Annotated in this window: 14 protein-coding genes; 5 read left to right on the top strand and 9 right to left on the bottom strand. The window is 64.6% G+C overall.

Annotated elements, in window-relative coordinates; translation table 11 throughout:
- Nucleotides 1-15: 15 nt before the first annotated feature.
- The 5 genes from OPIT5_16235 to OPIT5_16215 form a co-directional block, all read right to left on the bottom strand.
- Entirely contained in the window at nucleotides 16-1,983 is a 1,968-nt protein-coding gene (locus OPIT5_16235) for a peptidoglycan glycosyltransferase (protein AHF91544.1), read from the bottom strand.
- A 36-nt stretch (nucleotides 1,984-2,019) separates the two neighbouring features.
- On the bottom strand, nucleotides 2,020-2,553 hold the full coding sequence (locus OPIT5_16230) for a hypothetical protein (GenBank protein AHF91543.1): 534 nt from the start codon (nucleotides 2,551-2,553) through the stop codon (nucleotides 2,020-2,022).
- A 37-nt stretch (nucleotides 2,554-2,590) separates the two neighbouring features.
- Nucleotides 2,591-2,782, bottom strand: coding sequence for a hypothetical protein (locus tag OPIT5_16225; protein AHF91542.1), 192 nt, complete (start codon nucleotides 2,780-2,782; stop codon nucleotides 2,591-2,593).
- A gap of 53 nt (nucleotides 2,783-2,835) precedes the next feature.
- The gene (locus tag OPIT5_16220; protein AHF91541.1) at nucleotides 2,836-3,687 is read right to left on the bottom strand and encodes a rod shape-determining protein MreC; all 852 of its coding nucleotides are present in this window, start codon (nucleotides 3,685-3,687) and stop codon (nucleotides 2,836-2,838) included.
- Between the two features lie 99 nt (nucleotides 3,688-3,786).
- The gene (locus OPIT5_16215; protein ID AHF91540.1) at nucleotides 3,787-4,803 is read right to left on the bottom strand and encodes a rod shape-determining protein Mbl; all 1,017 of its coding nucleotides are present in this window, start codon (nucleotides 4,801-4,803) and stop codon (nucleotides 3,787-3,789) included.
- A 217-nt stretch (nucleotides 4,804-5,020) separates the two neighbouring features.
- On the opposite strand from OPIT5_16215, the gene OPIT5_16210 reads away from it, so the two are divergent.
- The 3 genes from OPIT5_16210 (at nucleotide 5,021) to OPIT5_16200 (ending at nucleotide 10,386) form a co-directional block, all read left to right on the top strand.
- Nucleotides 5,021-7,255 carry a type II and III secretion system protein gene (locus OPIT5_16210; GenBank protein AHF91539.1) on the top strand — a complete coding sequence of 745 codons (2,235 nt, stop codon included), beginning with the start codon at nucleotides 5,021-5,023 and terminating at the stop codon, nucleotides 7,253-7,255.
- Complete coding sequence (locus OPIT5_16205; GenBank protein ID AHF91538.1) at nucleotides 7,252-9,006, top strand: secretion system protein E; 1,755 nt, start codon at nucleotides 7,252-7,254, stop codon at nucleotides 9,004-9,006. Before OPIT5_16210 ends, OPIT5_16205 begins: the two co-directional genes overlap by 4 nt.
- Before the next feature lie 75 nt (nucleotides 9,007-9,081).
- Nucleotides 9,082-10,386, top strand: a complete 1,305-nt coding sequence (locus tag OPIT5_16200; GenBank protein ID AHF91537.1) for a secretion system protein — start codon at nucleotides 9,082-9,084, stop codon at nucleotides 10,384-10,386.
- 63 nt (nucleotides 10,387-10,449) lie between these two features.
- Here the strand turns inward: OPIT5_16200 and OPIT5_16195 are convergent, their stop codons facing one another.
- The 4 genes from OPIT5_16195 to OPIT5_16180 form a co-directional block, all read right to left on the bottom strand.
- Entirely contained in the window at nucleotides 10,450-11,310 is an 861-nt protein-coding gene (locus OPIT5_16195; protein AHF91536.1) for a hypothetical protein, read from the bottom strand.
- Nucleotides 11,301-11,570: a hypothetical protein gene (locus tag OPIT5_16190; GenBank protein AHF91535.1), complete on the bottom strand. Its 270-nt coding sequence runs from the start codon at nucleotides 11,568-11,570 to the stop codon at nucleotides 11,301-11,303. The genes OPIT5_16195 and OPIT5_16190 overlap by 10 nt, the downstream gene beginning before the upstream one ends.
- Before the next feature lie 125 nt (nucleotides 11,571-11,695).
- On the bottom strand, nucleotides 11,696-13,318 hold the full coding sequence (locus tag OPIT5_16185; GenBank protein AHF91534.1) for an alpha-isopropylmalate/homocitrate synthase family transferase: 1,623 nt from the start codon (nucleotides 13,316-13,318) through the stop codon (nucleotides 11,696-11,698).
- Nucleotides 13,319-13,432: 114 nt separating this feature from the next.
- Complete coding sequence (locus OPIT5_16180) at nucleotides 13,433-13,522, bottom strand: hypothetical protein (GenBank protein AHF94442.1); 90 nt, start codon at nucleotides 13,520-13,522, stop codon at nucleotides 13,433-13,435.
- A gap of 180 nt (nucleotides 13,523-13,702) precedes the next feature.
- Between OPIT5_16180 and OPIT5_16175 the strand changes: the two genes are divergently transcribed.
- Together OPIT5_16175 and OPIT5_16170 are read left to right on the top strand one after the other, a co-directional pair.
- The gene (locus OPIT5_16175; GenBank protein ID AHF91533.1) at nucleotides 13,703-15,160 is read left to right on the top strand and encodes a transporter; all 1,458 of its coding nucleotides are present in this window, start codon (nucleotides 13,703-13,705) and stop codon (nucleotides 15,158-15,160) included.
- Nucleotides 15,157-16,260, top strand: a complete 1,104-nt coding sequence (locus tag OPIT5_16170; protein AHF91532.1) for an RND transporter — start codon at nucleotides 15,157-15,159, stop codon at nucleotides 16,258-16,260. The genes OPIT5_16175 and OPIT5_16170 overlap by 4 nt, the downstream gene beginning before the upstream one ends.
- The last annotated feature ends 30 nt before the right edge of the window (nucleotides 16,261-16,290 follow it).

Raw genomic sequence — 16,290 nt, 5'->3', positions numbered from 1 at the left:
CCCCGCCGCCGTTGTTCAGGGGACACTCGCCACCGGCTGCGTCCGCTTCTCGCTCCAGGTTTTCAGGATCGCCCCGGCAATGGGCGCGGCGTAACGGCCGCCGCCGGTGTCCTCGTTGGGCGTGTCCCCTTCCAGCATCACCGCGATAGCGACCTGCGGGTTTTCCACCGGGGCAAACCCCACAAACCAGGCAAAATTCAGCGTGCCCCGCGCCCCGTCCGGCAAAGTCACACTCTTCTGGGCCGTTCCCGTCTTGCCGGCGATCCGCAGGCCGGGAATGTGGAACAGCGGGGTGTTCAGGATGCGGGCCGTGCCGGTCAGGGGAACCATCTGCATCCCGCGGAGCAATTCATCAAAACCGGCGCGCGGAAGATCGAGCGGCGCGCTGTGCTGCCGGGGCCGGGATGGATCGTGCAGAATCGTTGGCTGTGTAAGCATCTCGCCGCGCGCCAGCGATGCGACCAGGCAAGCCATGCCCAGCGGCGTCACGTTAACATCACCTTGGCCGATAGCCATGTTTGCAGTATCCCCTGAAAACCATGATTCCATCCGGGCTTTTTTCTTCCATGCCGGATCGGGGATCAGCATGGCGCCTGATTCGTGGGGCAACTCGATGCCGGTGCGCCGGTCCAGGCCGAAGCGTCGCGCCTCGGCGGCAATTGCATCGGGCCCGGCCCGGATCCCGTATTCGTAAAAAAAGGTGTTGCAGCTCTTCTCGATGGCCTGGGCGAAGGTGATCGTGCCGCGGTCCCGGTGGTTGCGACAGACAAAGGTGCGTCCGCCGACGCGATAATAACCGGTGCATTCGACCGTGCTCTCCGGCGTGATGACGCCGGTCCGGAGGCCGGCCATCGCCGTCACCAGCTTGAAGGTGGAGCCGGGCGCGTAGGTGCCGCTGATGGCGCGATTGCTCCAGGCTCCCTGTGCCTCGATTTTTGCACTCGCGGCAAACGAAAGCCGCGGGGAAAACTCGTTGAGATCGTAACCGGGCATGCTCGCGAGGACAAGGGTCTCGCCGGTCCGCACATCGAGCGCGACCGCGGCGCCCTTGAGGCCGGTGTCGCGCATGGCCTTCTCGGCGGCGATCTGGAGATCGATGTCGATGCTCGTCATGAGGTCGCCGCCCTGGACCGGCTGGCGCCGTTCGAGCGCGGGATCGACGCGGTAGCCGGCCGGATCCACGAGATGGATGCTGCCGCCGGTCTGGCCCTGGAGCCGGTCGTCGAACCGCAGTTCGAGTCCGTCTTTCCCGATGGTGCCCTTCATGCGGAAGGTCGTCAGGTCGGAGCCGGGAAAACTCTCGTCGACGGAAAGGTCGTCGTTGATCGAAACATACCCGAGGACATGCGCCGCCGCCGCGCCGTAAGGGTATCGGCGGACGCTCGACGTGTAGAGCTGGAGCGACGAGACGACGGGGAGTTGCTCGATGACGCGCGCCGCTTCCTTGTCCGTGAGATCCTCGACGAGCACATAAGGGAGGATGCGTTGCTGGTCGTAGTGACGGGTCAGGTCCTTCGCATTGACGCGGTCCTGGCGGCCGAGGATGGCGTTGATCTTGTCGAGATAGCGCTGGACGACCGAATAACGGGCGATGAGTTCGAGTTCGGAGGAACTGGGAAGATTGCGATCATCGGCCTCGCGGTAATTTTTGCGGATGACGAGGTATTCGCGGCGAAATTCCTGCCGGAGCTCGTCGAGCCAGAGCGTGACGGCGAAACGCGGACGGTTGCCGACGAGCAGGCGGCCTTCGCGATCGTAGATGTTGCCGCGCGGACCCGGCACGAGAATGCGGCGCTGGTTTTGCATCTTTTCCTGCTCGCTGTACTCGCCGGCGCGGAGGAGCTGCCGGTAGGCCAGACCGACGGCGAGCACCAGGACGAGCGCGGCGACGATGTAGTTGAAAAACATGACACGCGGATTGTAGCCGCTGAAGGCCTGGACGAGGCCTCCGGATCCGGGACGTTTTTCAACAGGCGATGGCATGGGCAGAGTGCGGCGGGCGAAAGGAGACCGGATGGGTCACTGGAGAAGATGCGGTTGTTCCGTCCAGTTGGCGTCCAGCAGCTCGATGGTCCGCAGTTGCAAGGCGAAGTACCACGGCGCGACGAGCACGATGACGACCTGCGAAAGCACCAGATCGGCCATCCAGCGCATCCAGCCGATGGCAGGATCGGGCCACGAGGCCGTGAAGAGGATGCCGAGGACGAGCATGAAGGCGAGGTTGAGAAACAGCGCCATGACCACGCCCACCAGCGTCTCGCGTACCGGCAGGCGCGGCCGCAGGCAACCGACGCACACGTGCGCGGCTGCGAACAGGAACGCATGGAGGCCGAACGGCACCGGCGTCATCGCGTCGCAAAACAGGCCGATCAGGAAGGTGAGCCCCAGGCCTTCGCGCGGCCCGGCCCGCAGGACGGGAAACACGACCAGCAGCCCGCCGACCCAGACGCTCATCCCGAACCGCACCAGCACCTGGTTCAGTTGCCCCGCCAGCCACAGCAACAGCAGGGCGGCGAACAGGAGAATGGCAAAACGACGGAGTCCGGATGGCACGACGGGAAAGGCTAAAGGCTGAATACCTTCATTATCATCAGGGTGTGGATACAGGCAGGAGGTTTTTGAAATCGTTTTTTGACCACGGATTCCACGGATGGGCACGGATAAAGTGGCCCACGAAACACACGAAAAGACACGAAAGCCAAACCATCGGATTTATTGTATTTTTTTCGTGTCTTTTCGTGTGTTTCGTGGGCTTCCTTCCCTGGAATTTATCCGTGTTCATCCGTGGAATCCGTGGTTGGTTTGCGTGTTGATTTCGGGAAATTTTTTCAGCCTTCAGTTTTTCAACCCTTCCGGCTTTCCCGCGAGCGGCACGAGCACGGCGACCTCGTCGAGCCGGGCGAGACGCGGATCGAGCGTCACGCGGCCGGTCTTGAAAAGACCATCGGTGCCCGGCTCGACCGTCGTCACCTCGCCGATGACGAGTCCGGGCGGGAACACACCGCCGATGCCCGCCGTGAGCAGGCGGCGCGGGTTGGCGGGGGTTGCAAAAATATCCAGCGGCACAAATTCCAGCACGCCGCCGGGCGGAGCCAGCGGCAGGTTGGTGCCGCCCTGGTAGCTCACCGGATGCGTGTCGCCCTCGAACACCGCGGCAATCCGCACGCCGGGGCTGCTCAGCAGTTCGACGACGGAGGTGTAGGCGTGCACTTCCGTCACGCGCCCCGCCACGCCGCCGCTGTAGATCACCGGGGCGCCCACCGTGATGCCGTAGTTGGCGCCCTTGCGGATCACCATGCGTTGCCAGAACGCGTTGAAATCGCGCCTGACCACCCGTGCCGGCTCCGTGCGCCAGGAGGGCCAGGAGGGCAGCCGCAACAGCGCTTCCAGCCGGGCCTGCGCGGCAAGCAGGGCGGCGTTTTGCTGCAAGGTGATCTCGTGCGAGGCGTTGAGCCGGGCCTGGTCGCGACCGGCCTGGATGAGCTCGTTTTTCGAACGGGTTTTCAACGCCCAGAAATCCTGCAGATCGCGGATGATCGACGTCGTCGCATCCACCGGAGCCTGCATTTCGTAAAAACTGATTCGCGCGAACCGCTTCACCACCATCGGCACCACCAGCCACGCCGCCAGCACGACCCCGAGAACGAGGAAGGGTCGGGCCTGGTCAAAACGGCGTCGGTCGGACATGGCAGCGGGGGGGGCCTCGGCGAGGGTGGCTTGAGTCGACTTAAAGCGATTCAACCCGACTTAAGTCGAGTTGAGCCGGCGGCGGCGCCTCGGGGGGACTCAGACATTCTGCAACACCCAGTTCAGGTCATTGAGGACGGCGCCGGTGCCGTTGGCCACGGCCGAGAGCGGGTCTTCGGCCACGATCACGGGCAGGCCGGTGCGCTCGCTGAGCAGCCGGTCGATGCCGCGGATGAGGGCGCCGCCGCCGGCCATGACGAAACCGCGATCCACGAGGTCGGCCGAGAGCTCGGGCGGGCAACGCTCCAGCGTCGAGCGCACGGCGTCCACGATCGAGGAGATCGGGTCGCTCATCGCCTCGCGGATCTCCTGCGAGGTGATGTGGATCGTCTTGGGCAGGCCGGCCACGGAATCGCGGCCCTTGACTTCCATCGCAAGCTCCTCGTCGAGCGGATAGGCCGAGCCCACACGCACCTTGATCTCTTCGGCAGTGCGTTCGCCGATGAGCAGGTTGTAGGCCCGCTTCATGTAGTTGACGATCGCGCTGTCGAGCTCGTCGCCCGCCACGCGTATCGACTTTGAAAATACAATGCCCGAGAGCGAGATGATGGCGATCTCGGTGGTGCCGCCGCCGATGTCCACGATCATGTTGGCGGCCGGTTCGTCGATGGGCAGCCCCACGCCGATGGCCGCGGCCATGGGCTCGGGGATGGTGATGACATTGCGCGCCCCGGCGTGCGTGGCGGAGTCCTTCACGGCGCGCTTTTCCACCTCGGTGATGCCGGAGGGGATGGCGATCACGACCCGCGGCGCCACGCGCAGGGCGTTGTTGTGCATCTTCTTGATGAAGTAGCGCAGCATCGCCTCGGTGACATCGAAATCGGCGATGACGCCGTCCTTCATGGGCCGGATGGCGGTGATGTTGCCGGGAGTGCGGCCGAGCATGCGTTTGGCCTCGTCGCCCACCGCGCGGACCTTGCGGGTGGTGGTATCGAGCGCCACCACGCTCGGCTCGCGCATGACGATGCCCTTGTCCTTCACGTAGACGAGCGTGTTGGCCGTGCCGAGGTCGATACCGATGTCGTTGGAGAAGTATCCGAAAAGGGACGAAGCCATATTGCAGTGTAAATAAGTGAATACCGTGCGGTTGAACGGTGGGTTCTGCGGGAGGAAACGGGCGCGCTCCCCGGGTGTCAAAGGGGAAACGCAGGGAGAGAGCCCGGACGATGAAGGCGGACAGGCGGCGTTTTGCGTTACATTCACGCAAGACGCCGGATTTTCGTTCGACACTCGTTGTAGCCAACCGCACGTTGGCAGCGTCTATCTGCCTTCAATGCGCCTGTCCCCTCTGTTTCCACTTTGTTCCAAACCTCTGATCGTCATCGCTCTCGCCGGCCTGTTTCTCCCGGCGATCGCCCAGGAGGTGCCGCCGACGCCACCTTCCGGGAACATCCGGCGCCCGGCGGTCGAAGCGGCCCCGGCGGCCGGCAATGACAACGACACCGTCGGCCCGATCGTTCTCCGTGACGATTCCCTCCTGCAGGTCCTCGACCTGATCGAACGCTGGACGGGCCGCACCGTCCTGCGCACCCAGAACCTGCCGGCCCCCACCGGCTACTCGCTCACGCTCCCGAAACCCGTGACCCGCGCCGAAGCGGTCCTCGCGCTCGAGACGTTGCTCAACCTCAACGGCGTGGCCATTATCCCGCTCGGCGACAAATTCCTCAAAGTTGTCCCCAACCAGATTGCCCGCGCCGAAGCCCCCGAATACATCGACGGCAGCGCGCTCGACCAGCCCGCCAGCAGCAGGATCGGCAGCAAGGTGTTCCAGCTCGAGTTCCTCCGCGCCGGCGAATTCGTCCCGCAAATCGCCACCCTGCTCAGCCCCAGCCTCAGCACCGCGCCGGTCGTTTTCGAAAAGAGCAACGCCTTCCTCATCACCGATTCGATCAGCACGCTCCAGCGCATCGAGACGCTCATCAGGAAACTCGACAAACCCGTCACCTCCGGCCTCGTCACCAAGACCTACACGATCGAATTTGCCAAGGCCAGCGACCTGGTCACCAAGATCAAGGCCTTCCTCACTCCGGAACTCCTCAAGACGATCGGCTCCGCCACCAGCTACAATGCCGATGACCGCAGCAACCAGGTCATCCTCATCAGCGATCCCCGCGAGCAGAGCTTCTTCGACGACCTCATCGAGCGTCTCGACGTGCGCGCCGATCCCAATACCCGCAGCGAGGTGATTGGGCTCAAACATGCCGATGCCACAGAGGTACAAACCATTCTCAGTTCACTCATTACAGGCCAAGCCAACGCCAGCCGAACTGCCGGCCAGCAACAAACCCAGACAGGGCGTACCACATCCGGCTCCCGCACCGGTGCCAACACAGCTAACCCTGCCACCGGCCAAGCGACCACCCGGACCGGCACCGCCGCTAATGTGCCCACTGCCACGCCCGCTGTTTCCTCGCTCGGCAATGTCAGCGAGCAATTCAGCGAAACCGTTTCCGTTGTCGCCGACGAACGCAGCAACTCTATTATCATTTCCGGCACAGGCGATGACATCCGTCTGGCCCGTGAACTCATCGACAAGATCGACGTCCTTCTTTCCCAAGTTCGCATCGAGGTCGTCATCGCCGAAGTCACTCTCGACAATGATTCGACCAGCGGTATCGACAGTCTCGGTCTTCGCATCGAAAACGGTGTGCTCACCGGTATTTCCTCGCAATTTTCCGGTGGTTCGATTGCTGGCGTGAGCGGCGATTTCTTCCAAACCTCCAAAAACGACGCCCTCGCCGGTATCCTCAATTTCGGTACCACTCCTCGAAAGAATAATACCACGATTCTGTCAGTCCCCACCATTGTCACCTCCCATAATCAGGAGGCTACTGTCTTTATCGGAGAACGCCGTCCCATCATTTCCGGCACGACCACCTCAACCGATTCCCTCAATACCAGTTCCACCATCACTCAGCAAGAGATCGGCATAACGCTGATCGTAACACCCCTGATCGGCCCCAATGGGTCAGTCCAGATGACAATCGAGCAGACTGTGCAGGATGTCTCGGGAACAGTCCTGGTCGATGGCAACGAGCAGCCGATCACCACCGAACGTAACGCCAAATCCTTCCTCAGTGCCCACAGTGGCGAGATCATCGTCCTTGGCGGAATGCAGCGCACCAAAAAGGGCAAGACTACCAGTCGCCTTGGACCGATCCCCTTCATCGGCGACCTGTTCGGCACACGCACCTCGACTGACCAGCGCACCGAAATCATTTTCTTCATCCGCCCCACAGTCCTGACCAATACTCCGATCGACAACGTCGAAGCCCTTGCACAAGTCGACCGCAGTCCCCACGCCGACGAAATCCACAAGGTCATCGACAATCGGCCTGCCGCCGCGCCCATTTACCGTGGCGCTACCACCGTCACCCGCGCCAGCCATCCTCCCTCTTCCACCAACCCGGTCCCGACACCGCCAACGACACCCGTGATGCCGGCGGCCCCCGCCGCCTCCACGCGGTCCACCGACTCCACCAACGCCAACGACGCCTCTCGTCCATGACACCCGCCGCCGCCACCCTCACGGGCCTCCCGTCCGGGCTTGACGAACGGCTCCTCGACGAGACCCGCGCCGCCATCGCCGAGGCTCCCCGCGACCAGAAGCCCGATCATCTTGCCGCCGCCCTCGGTCTCGCGCCCGAGGCCCTGCTCACGGAGCTTGCCCGCGCCACCGGTCTGCCCGCCATCGCCCTGCCCACCGTCGCCACCGCCGAACTGCGCACCCTCCCCTCCCGCCTCGCCCACGACTACCAGCTCATCCCCATCCTCGACCCGCAGGCCGAAAAGGAAATCGCCCTCTCCGGTGAAGCCAACGGAGCCGACCCCGCCCTGCCTCCCGACGCTCCCGTGGCCTCTCTCCATCTGGCCACACCCTGGCCCCCCGATCTCCAGATCATCGACTGGATCGCCACCTTCACCCCGCGACCCGTCGTCTGGCACCTCTCGCTCGCCGAGCGCGTCCGCCAGCTCATCGTCGAAAACTACGGCGTCGGCTCCGGCAGCCTCGAGGATTCCGACGACGACCTCCCGCTCGCCGCCGCCGCCGAAACCGACCTCGAAGCCGATGCCGACGCCGCTGTCGTCCGCTTTGTCACCGACGTCATCAGCCAGGCCGTCACCGACGCCGCCACCGACATCCATTTCGAACCGCAGGAAGAACAGCTCCGCATCCGCTACCGCGTCGACGGCCTCCTCGTGCCCGTGCCCGTGCCCGACAACCTCCGCCGCTACCAGGACGCCATCATCTCGCGCGTCAAGATCATGGCGCGGCTCAACATCTCCGAAAAACGCCTCCCCCAGGACGGCCGCATCAACTTCCGGGCGGGCAACACCAACCTCGACATCCGCGTTTCCACGATGCCCACCATCTACGCGGAATCCATTTCCCTGCGTCTCCTCAACCAGCGCAAGATGGCCTACACGATGGAAAAGCTCGGCATGCTCCCCGACGAGCAGCGGCAGATCGACCACGTCCTCCAGTCTCCCCACGGCATCATCCTCGTCACCGGTCCCACCGGCTCCGGCAAATCCACCTCGCTCAACGCCTTCCTGCGCAAGATCAACTCCCCCGACCTGCGCATCATCACCATCGAGGATCCCATCGAGTACGAAGTCCCCGGCGCCAACCAGATCCAGACCCGCGCCGAGATCGGCCTCACCTTCGCCAGCGCCCTGCGCCACACCCTGCGCCAGGACCCCGACGTCATCATGGTCGGCGAAATCCGCGACCTCGAGACGGCCGAGATCGCCATCCGCGCCTCGCTCACCGGCCACCTCGTTTTCTCGACCCTCCACACCAACGATGCTCCCGGCGCCATCACCCGCCTCATCGACATGGGCGTGGAGCCCTTCCTCGTCGCCTCCTCCATCGAGCTCGTCATCGCGCAACGCCTCGTCCGCCGCCTCTGCCACGACTGCGCCAGGCCTGCCGCCGTCGATCCCCTGACCATCCGCGCCGACCTCGCCGCCATCGGACTCGAACCCTCCGACGCCGACGGCGTCACCGAGCTCATGCAGCCTGTCGGCTGCCAGAAATGCCGCGGCACCGGCTACCGCGGCCGCATCGGCGTTTTTGAAATCTTCCATCCCAAGCCGCACCACGAACTCATCGTGAAACGCGAATCCAACCGCGCCCTCACCGACCGCGCCCGCGCCGCCGGCATGCGCACGCTCGCCCAATCCGGCTGGGACAAGGTCCGCGCCGGCCTCACCACCCTCGACGAACTCGTCCGCAACCTGAGCACGAACGAATAGCGGACAACCCGGCACGACTTAAGTCGATTTGACCCGACTTGAATCGACTCAAGTCGCACCAACACCCACCCGCCCATGCCGACCTTCACCTACACCGCCCGCGACGCCTCCGGCGCCGCCACGCAAGGCACGCTCGAAGCGCCCTCGCGCCGCGATGTGCTGCGCCGGCTCCAGGCCCGCGGACTCCAGCCGGTGCAGGTCAACGAAGACGGCAACGGCCATGCCCGCAAATCCGCCGCCCCGGCCCGGCGCACGCCGGCCGCCGCCTCGCCTTCCTCCAAAGCGGCGTCCGCTGCCAATTCCCGACCCCAAACCCGCAACTCCAAACCCGCCGCCCTCGCCTCGCTCACCCGCCGCGAACGCATCCCCGCCTTCGAATCGCTCGCCGACCTGATCCGCAGCGGCATGTCTGCCGGCGAGGCCGTGCGCCTGCTCGCGCTCCGCCTGCAACACCCGAAGCTGCGCGCGCTCTTCGCCGACCTCTGGTCGCGCCTCGGCGAAGGCCAGAGCCTCTCCGCCGCGCTCGCCGCGCACCCGCAGGTCTTCGACCCGCAGTCCATCAACCTGATCGCCGCCGGCGAAGCCACCGGCAACCTCCGCGAAGTGCTCGAGCGCCTCATCAGCCATCTGCAGGAGCAGAAGGAACTGCGCGCCAAGATCGCCACCGCCATGGCGTATCCGGTTTTCATCTGCCTGCTGGCGACGGGCGTCATCCTGTTTTTCCTGTTTTTCCTGCTGCCGCGCCTGCAGACGCTGCTCGGTTCGCTCGGCGGGAAACTCCCGCTCGCCACGCAACTCCTCGTCAGCGGGTCGCAGTTTCTCATCCATTACGGCATCTTCATCCTCGCCGGCCTCGCCACCGCGGCTTTTTTCGCCTGGCGCTGGCGGCGCACCGAAGCCGGCCGGCGCGAGAGCGACGCCCTGCTCCTCCGCGCGCCCGTCATCAAGGGTTACGCCGCGCGCAACACCGTGCTCAACTTCGCCCAGACGCTCGCCGTGCTGCTGGAGAACGGCATCACCACGGCCGACGCACTCCGGCTCACCGAGCGCACGGTCACCAATCTGGCGATACGCGAACGCCTGCACGACGCGACCGACCGGGTGCTCGAAGGCGAAAGCCTTTCCACCGCGCTCGGGCGCACGGAGGTTTTCCCGGCGCTGATTCTCGACCGCCTTTCGGTGGCGGAGCAGACCGGCAACCTCGCGCCCGGTCTGCGTGACATCGCCCGCACCTGCCGGGCCGAGATGGAAAAGTGGCTGCAAACCTTCATGCGCACGATCTCCGGCGGCGTGCTGGTGGTGGCGTTTTCGTTCGTGGCGTTTCTCGCCTACGCGATCGTGTCGGCGGTGTTCCAGGTCAGCAGCAGCCTGCGATTCTGAAGGAGCGGCGCAGGCACCTGCTCCCGCATCCGGACAGCAGGCATGATCCGGGAAACCGCGAAACTATCCGTCTTCCCGATTGCCGCCGTAATGCCGGGTCAAGGCGCGGCGGGCGGCGGGATTTGCGGACAGCATTTCATCCACGCCGACATGAGGAAGGATACCCCCCGGTTTTCCACGATGCCTGACGAGCGCCGAAAGATTTTCCGCCGGCGTCACAAACTTGCCGGAGACGGGATCGAGGTAAAGGCAACCGGCGTCTTCGGGTGGCAGCCGCCGGACCAATGCGCGAGCATCGTCAATGGCGCGCAGCCAGATCTGCTTCAGGGCGGGAAGATCGGGCGAGGTTTCCAGCCGCAGGTTCGAAAAATCTTCCGGCTGGTAGCGCCCCTTGCGCGCCAGCATTTCAACCAGCATGGCAGGGTTGTAGCCGGGGTCCTTGCCCACGGCCGCCCAACACAGGGCTCCGAGCGAGAGATGCTGCCGGTGGACGTAAATCGTATCGAGAAAATCCCGCGGTTCATCACGGCCGGCCAGCGCGAGAATCTTGTTGATCGAAAGGTCCACGGGGTGCAACTGCCAGCCAACGTCAGCGTTTTCGACGGGCGGGAGAAAGCGCCATGCGGAATCGTGAGCCCATTCCACTTTCGTAGCCGCTCCGTCCTTGCCAACCAAGGCCCGGACAAACCCCGGCTGGCTGAGAAGCAGGTTGATCCGGTAGCCTGCGGCGAGAAGCACGGCCCGATCGGCCTGAAAGCTTTGCGCGACCAGAGTCTCTTCGTCGTGAAAGTAGTCGAGGTCGTTGGTGTAACGCGGGGAATCCGGCCCGATGTGGATGCCCGCACCGCCCGCGAGGTGACTGGCCGGCGACCGGTTCCCGGATATCAGACGGGCAATAGTCTGCTGGGGGGCGGTTAGTGGCATAAAAAACGTTCGATGCGCGCGGCGGCTTGCCAAGCGTTGCGGTTGCCGTTGCGGCGGAGTTGCTCGACCGCCCAGCCCACGTTGTCCGTGGTAATGGTGGTCTCGCCATACGACCAGAAGCATTGCGTCCGGAAATCCACCCACGCCTTGCGGGCCAGGCGCACGGCAATCATCCGTCGCGCCTGGGCTCGCGAAAGCGTGCGCCGGGCAGGGAGCAAAGGCGATTTCGATGGCGTACGCGTGAGCATGGTGAAAAACATTGGCCGCAAACTTGGGCCTTCTCAAGGGCAGGTTTGCCCTTGTCGCATAAAGTCCCCCCGCCTGCGATGTTTCGGCGGCATGGAGCGCCGTCATCCCGGACGGGAGCCCGGCCCTTGCCGCCGGCTCATCCCGACGTCAGCAGCTTGTAGTTCACGGCATCGATCAGCGCCTCCCAGGAGGCGTCGATCACATTCTCGCTCACACCGACCGTGCCCCAGATATCGCTGCCGTCGGCCGACTCCACAATGACCCGCGTGCGGCTGTTGGCGCCGTTGCGGCCTTCGAGAATGCGCACCTTGAAATCACGCAGCACCACGTCCTTGATCTTCGGATACACACTTTCCAGCGCCAGGCGCAGCGCCTTGTCGAGCGCGCCCACCGGGCCGTTGCACTCGGCCACGGTATGATACGCCTTGCCGTCGATCGTCAGCTTCACCGTCGCCTCCGCCACGATCCGCTCGCGCTCGCGCTCCACAATCACGCGATAGCCCCCGATCTCGAAAAACGAACGCGCCTTTCCCAGCGCGCGCGCGAGCAGGAGCTTCAGCGAAGCGTCGGCCGCCTCGAATTCGTAGCCGCGAAACTCCAGCTCCTTCAGTTGCCCGATCAGCGATTTCATTTCAGGGGCCTTCTCGTCCAGATCGAAGCCGAGCTCCTTCGCCTTCATCGCGATGCTGGACCGCCCCGCCATGTCGGAAACCAGCACCCGGGTGCGGTTGCCCACCAGCGCGGGATCGATGTGCTCGTAGGACGATTTTACCTTTTGCGCGGCGTTGGCATGCAGGCCGCCCTTGTGCGCAAACGCCGACAGGCCCACATAGGGCGTCTTGGTATCGGGTTTCAGGTTGGCCAGCTCGTCGAAATACAGCGAGAGCTCGCGGAGCTTTTTCAGGTTGCTCGCGCAATTCGCCGTGCGGCCCATCTTGAGGAAGAGGCTCGGCAGGATCGTCACGAGGTTGGCGTTGCCCGTGCGTTCGCCGTAGCCATTGATCGTGCCCTGCACGAGCCCGGCGCCGGCTCCGACGCCCGCCAGCGAGAGCGCCACGCCGAGCCCGGCGTCGTTATGGCAGTGCACGCCCACCTTGTCGCCGCCGAATTCCTGCACGACGCGCGTCACGATGGTCTTGAAATCATCGACCAGCGTGCCGCCGTTGGTGTCGCAAAGCGTGAGGCAGCTCGCGCCCCCCCGCATCGCGGCGTCGAGCGTGCGCAGCGCGTAGTCGGGGTCGGCCTTGTAGCCATCAAAAAAGTGCTCGGCATCGTAAACCACCTCGCGGCCCTGGGCCGTGAGCCAGGCCACGGAGTCGCCGATCATGGCCACGTTCTCGTCGAGCGTGGTGCGGAGGATTTCGGTGACGTGGAGCGTCCAGGTTTTTCCAACGATCGTCATCACCGGTACGCCGCTGTCGAGGAGCGTGCGGAGTTGCGCGTCCTCGCTCGCCCGGACGCCGGCGCGGCGCGTGGAGCCGAAAGCCGCGAGGCGGGCATGCCTGAGCCGGAGTTTGGCGGCCTCGGCAAAAAACGTGATGTCGCGCGGATTGGAGCCGGGGAAACCGCCCTCGATGTAGTCGACGCCAAACTGGTCGAGTTTTTCCGCGATGAGGAGCTTGTCCGTCACCGAAAAGCTGATGCCTTCGCCCTGCGTGCCGTCGCGCAGGGTGGTGTCGTAGATCCTGACGGGAGCGGGAACGGAGCGGGCCGGGGTCGTGGTTCCGGACGCGGTCCTGGGCGTGGTGGTGGTCGTCATAAAAAATCGGTGGAAAACGTGCAGGTTGCGGTTGCGGGAAAAACAAAAAACCCCGGGCGGCAGGCCCGGGGAGCAGGAAAATCGGCGTAGATATCAGGTAAAAATCGGGTGCGTTTACGCCGCATCATCCTGCCCGGGCTGGCGGGCAATAATAATGATATCGGCAATAATTCGGGTGGTCGTCATCGGCAACAGGATGCCCATGAAGCAAAATCGCGCCGCCGCTGTCGAGGCTGTTTTTCCCCGCTTCCCGGGAACGGTTTTCCCGCGCGCCGGTCTGCGATCGTCTCCCTTCGGAGAAAAGGAAACGGCCACTTCAGCCTTTCTACTTGGCAACCCGGCAGCGATTAACTGCCCTGTTACCTTTCCCGATTGCGTCTTCCCATGAAATTTTCCGTTCCTGTCAGCCCGCTGGCTTTTTCTCTCGTGCTCCTTGCTCCCGGCGGGATCGCTCCCATCGCCGGGGCGACTGCGCCGGTCCCCCCCCCCTCCCCCCCGGCTACCGCTGCCGCCGCTCCCGCGGCGGACCCGGTCGTCGATTACCCGGAAGCCTGGATGCCCGAACTCGCCCGCATTCTCGACCAGGCCCGCGCGCAGGCCCCCCAGCTCATCGTCAAGGGCATCGAACAGGAGGAATCCGTCGCCCGTCTCCAGCAGGCCAAGGCCGCCTATTACCCGCGCCTCGGCCTCACCGCCAATCTTGGCTATCGCAAGGAATACCGCAGCGAAGGCGACGATGTGGACAATCTCGGCCTCAATTTCAACCTGGCCCTGCGCCGCCCCATCTATCACTGGGGCGCCATCGAAGCCCGCATCCGCCAGGCCCGGCTCGATTACAAGAACGAGGAGCTCGAGCGCACCCTCACGCTCCGGCGCATCCACCGCAGCATCCGGGCCGATTACCTCTCGCTCCTCGTCAACCAGGCCGCCCTCCGCAACGCCCGCCTCCGCCGCCAGATTTTCGAAGAACGCGCCGCCACCCTCCGCACTTCGCTGGAAGCCGGCAACCTCAGCACCGTCGAGGCCGAGCAAAACACGCTCAACCTCAACGAGGCCATCATGAACATCGAGCAACTCGAAGCCGGCCAGGAACGCATCCTCGCCAGCTTCAAGCGCAACATCGGCTGGCAATCCCCGCTCGCCCTCTCCACCCCGCTCCCCCCCTTGCCGACGGACGACATCCTCCGCTGGATTTCCTCCCGCCACGACGAGACCGGCGACACCTGGATCGAGGAAACCGGCGAGGCCCGCAAACGCCGCAACCTCATCGAACGCGAAAAGGCGGAACTCGTCCGCATCAACGCCGCCCAGCGCCCGCTCCTCAATTTCGCCACCAGCGTCGGCTACGGCCAGACCAACACCTCCACCCGGGACAACGTGGACACCACCACCTGGTTCATCGGCGTGGACGTCAACTGGAACATTTTTGACGGCTTCGAGACGAGCCAGCGCAAGCGCGAATCCAACCTGCGCCGCCGTCGCATGGAGACCCAGTTCAATGCCTGGGAGGCCGAGTTGCGCGCCCAGTCCGACGCCGTCCTCGACGATCTTTCCTTCCAGGCGCGCCGTCTCGCGCTCCAGCAGCGCCGCTACCAGCTCGCCGGCGATGCCTGGACCCGCGACCAGCGCGACCACGCCGAAGGCCGCCTTGCCGCCACCGCCTTCCGCGACCGCCAGCTCGCGGTCTACGAAAGCGAGCTCAATATTCTCCAGGCCCGCGCCGCGCTCATCATGGGAGTCACCGACTACCTCGACCTCACCGCGCCCGGCCTGCGCGACACCCTCACCGCCGCCACCGCCGGCAACCGCGCCGGCCAGCTCGCCGCCCCCGTCACCCGATGAAACGCTTCCTCCTCATCCTCCTCGTGCTCGCCCTTGCCGGCGGCGCCCTCTGGTTCTGGCTCGGCGGGCGCACCCGCGTCACCGTCACCGCCGTCAAGCGCGACACCGCCGTCGATGCCGTGCCCGCCATCGTCAACGTCCGGCCCGCGTTCAACGTCACCATCAACAGCGAGGTCGCCGGCCTGGTCCTTCGCTCCAATCTCAAGTTCGGCAAGATCATCAAGGAAGGCGAACTCCTCATCGAGATCGACCCCACCACGCTCCAGATCGAGGTCGAACGCCTCACCAACCAGATCGACACCCTGAAAGCCCGGTTCGAACTCAACCTCGACCAGCAGGTCGCGCTCGAACGCCGCAAGGAAGACCTCGAAACCTGGGAACGCCAGTACCGCGAAGGCACCCTCCCCGAACTCGAAATCAAACGTCGCCGCCGCGACCTCGACCTCTTCGTCGAGTCGCAAAAAAAGGACCAGATCGACCGCGAACAGCAGCTCCGCGAACTCGGCACCCAGCTCAAGCTCAAGCAGCAGGATCTCGACAAGACGAAGCTCCTCGCCACCACCACCGGCACCGTCACCGACATCTATGTCTACCCCGGCGAACTCGTTTCCAACCGCAGCCCCGTCGTCCGGCTTTTCAGCGACGAGATCGTCGTCGAGGCGCGGATCAACGAGGAAGATTTTTCCGGCATCAAACCCGGACTGGAAGCCTGGGTCCGGCTTCTCACCTACGGCGACACCCTTTATCCCGCGAAACTCGTCCAGGTGCTCCCCGATGCCGACACCGAAAACCAGCAATACCGCGCCTTTCTCGAAGTGAAGATCGATCCGGCGCGCCTCCTGCCGGGCCTCACCGGCGAGGCCAGCATCGTGCGCTCGCGTCGCCCCGACTCGCTCGTCGTGCCGCGCCAGGCGGTGTTCAACGGCGCCGTGTTCCGGGTCGAATCCGGCACGGTCCGGCTCGTGCCGGTAAAAACCGGTTTCCGCGGTCTCAACCAGGTGCAGATTGTCGAAGGGCTCAAGGAAGGCGACGAGATCGTCGTCTCGGGTCTCGACAACCTGAAGGACGGCGACCGCGTGGACGTGACGACGCGGCCGTAGGGGCGGGTTGCGGTGGCCTGACGGAGCGCC

This window comes from Opitutaceae bacterium TAV5 (assembly GCA_000242935.3).
GTDB lineage: Bacteria > Verrucomicrobiota > Verrucomicrobiia > Opitutales > Opitutaceae > Geminisphaera.
Note: the sequence above shows the minus strand (reverse complement) of the source record. Positions and strands in the feature narration are given on the sequence as shown.

Bases quoted from the DNA above. Each gene is read 5' to 3' on its own strand.
- OPIT5_16215 (AHF91540.1), bottom strand. From the start codon at position 4,803: ATGGCTTCGTCCCTTTTCGGATACTTCTCCAACGACATCGGTATCGAC.
- OPIT5_16225 (AHF91542.1), bottom strand. From the start codon at position 2,782: ATGAACACGGATAAATTCCAGGGAAGGAAGCCCACGAAACACACGAAA.
- OPIT5_16205 (AHF91538.1), top strand. From the start codon at position 7,252: ATGACACCCGCCGCCGCCACCCTCACGGGCCTCCCGTCCGGGCTTGAC.
- OPIT5_16200 (AHF91537.1), top strand. From the start codon at position 9,082: ATGCCGACCTTCACCTACACCGCCCGCGACGCCTCCGGCGCCGCCACG.
- OPIT5_16195 (AHF91536.1), bottom strand. From the start codon at position 11,310: ATGCCACTAACCGCCCCCCAGCAGACTATTGCCCGTCTGATATCCGGG.
- OPIT5_16175 (AHF91533.1), top strand. From the start codon at position 13,703: ATGAAATTTTCCGTTCCTGTCAGCCCGCTGGCTTTTTCTCTCGTGCTC.
- OPIT5_16235 (AHF91544.1), bottom strand. From the start codon at position 1,983: ATGCCATCGCCTGTTGAAAAACGTCCCGGATCCGGAGGCCTCGTCCAG.
- OPIT5_16185 (AHF91534.1), bottom strand. From the start codon at position 13,318: ATGACGACCACCACCACGCCCAGGACCGCGTCCGGAACCACGACCCCG.
- OPIT5_16180 (AHF94442.1), bottom strand. From the start codon at position 13,522: ATGGGCATCCTGTTGCCGATGACGACCACCCGAATTATTGCCGATATC.
- OPIT5_16210 (AHF91539.1), top strand. From the start codon at position 5,021: ATGCGCCTGTCCCCTCTGTTTCCACTTTGTTCCAAACCTCTGATCGTC.
- OPIT5_16170 (AHF91532.1), top strand. From the start codon at position 15,157: ATGAAACGCTTCCTCCTCATCCTCCTCGTGCTCGCCCTTGCCGGCGGC.
- OPIT5_16220 (AHF91541.1), bottom strand. From the start codon at position 3,687: ATGTCCGACCGACGCCGTTTTGACCAGGCCCGACCCTTCCTCGTTCTC.
- OPIT5_16190 (AHF91535.1), bottom strand. From the start codon at position 11,570: ATGTTTTTCACCATGCTCACGCGTACGCCATCGAAATCGCCTTTGCTC.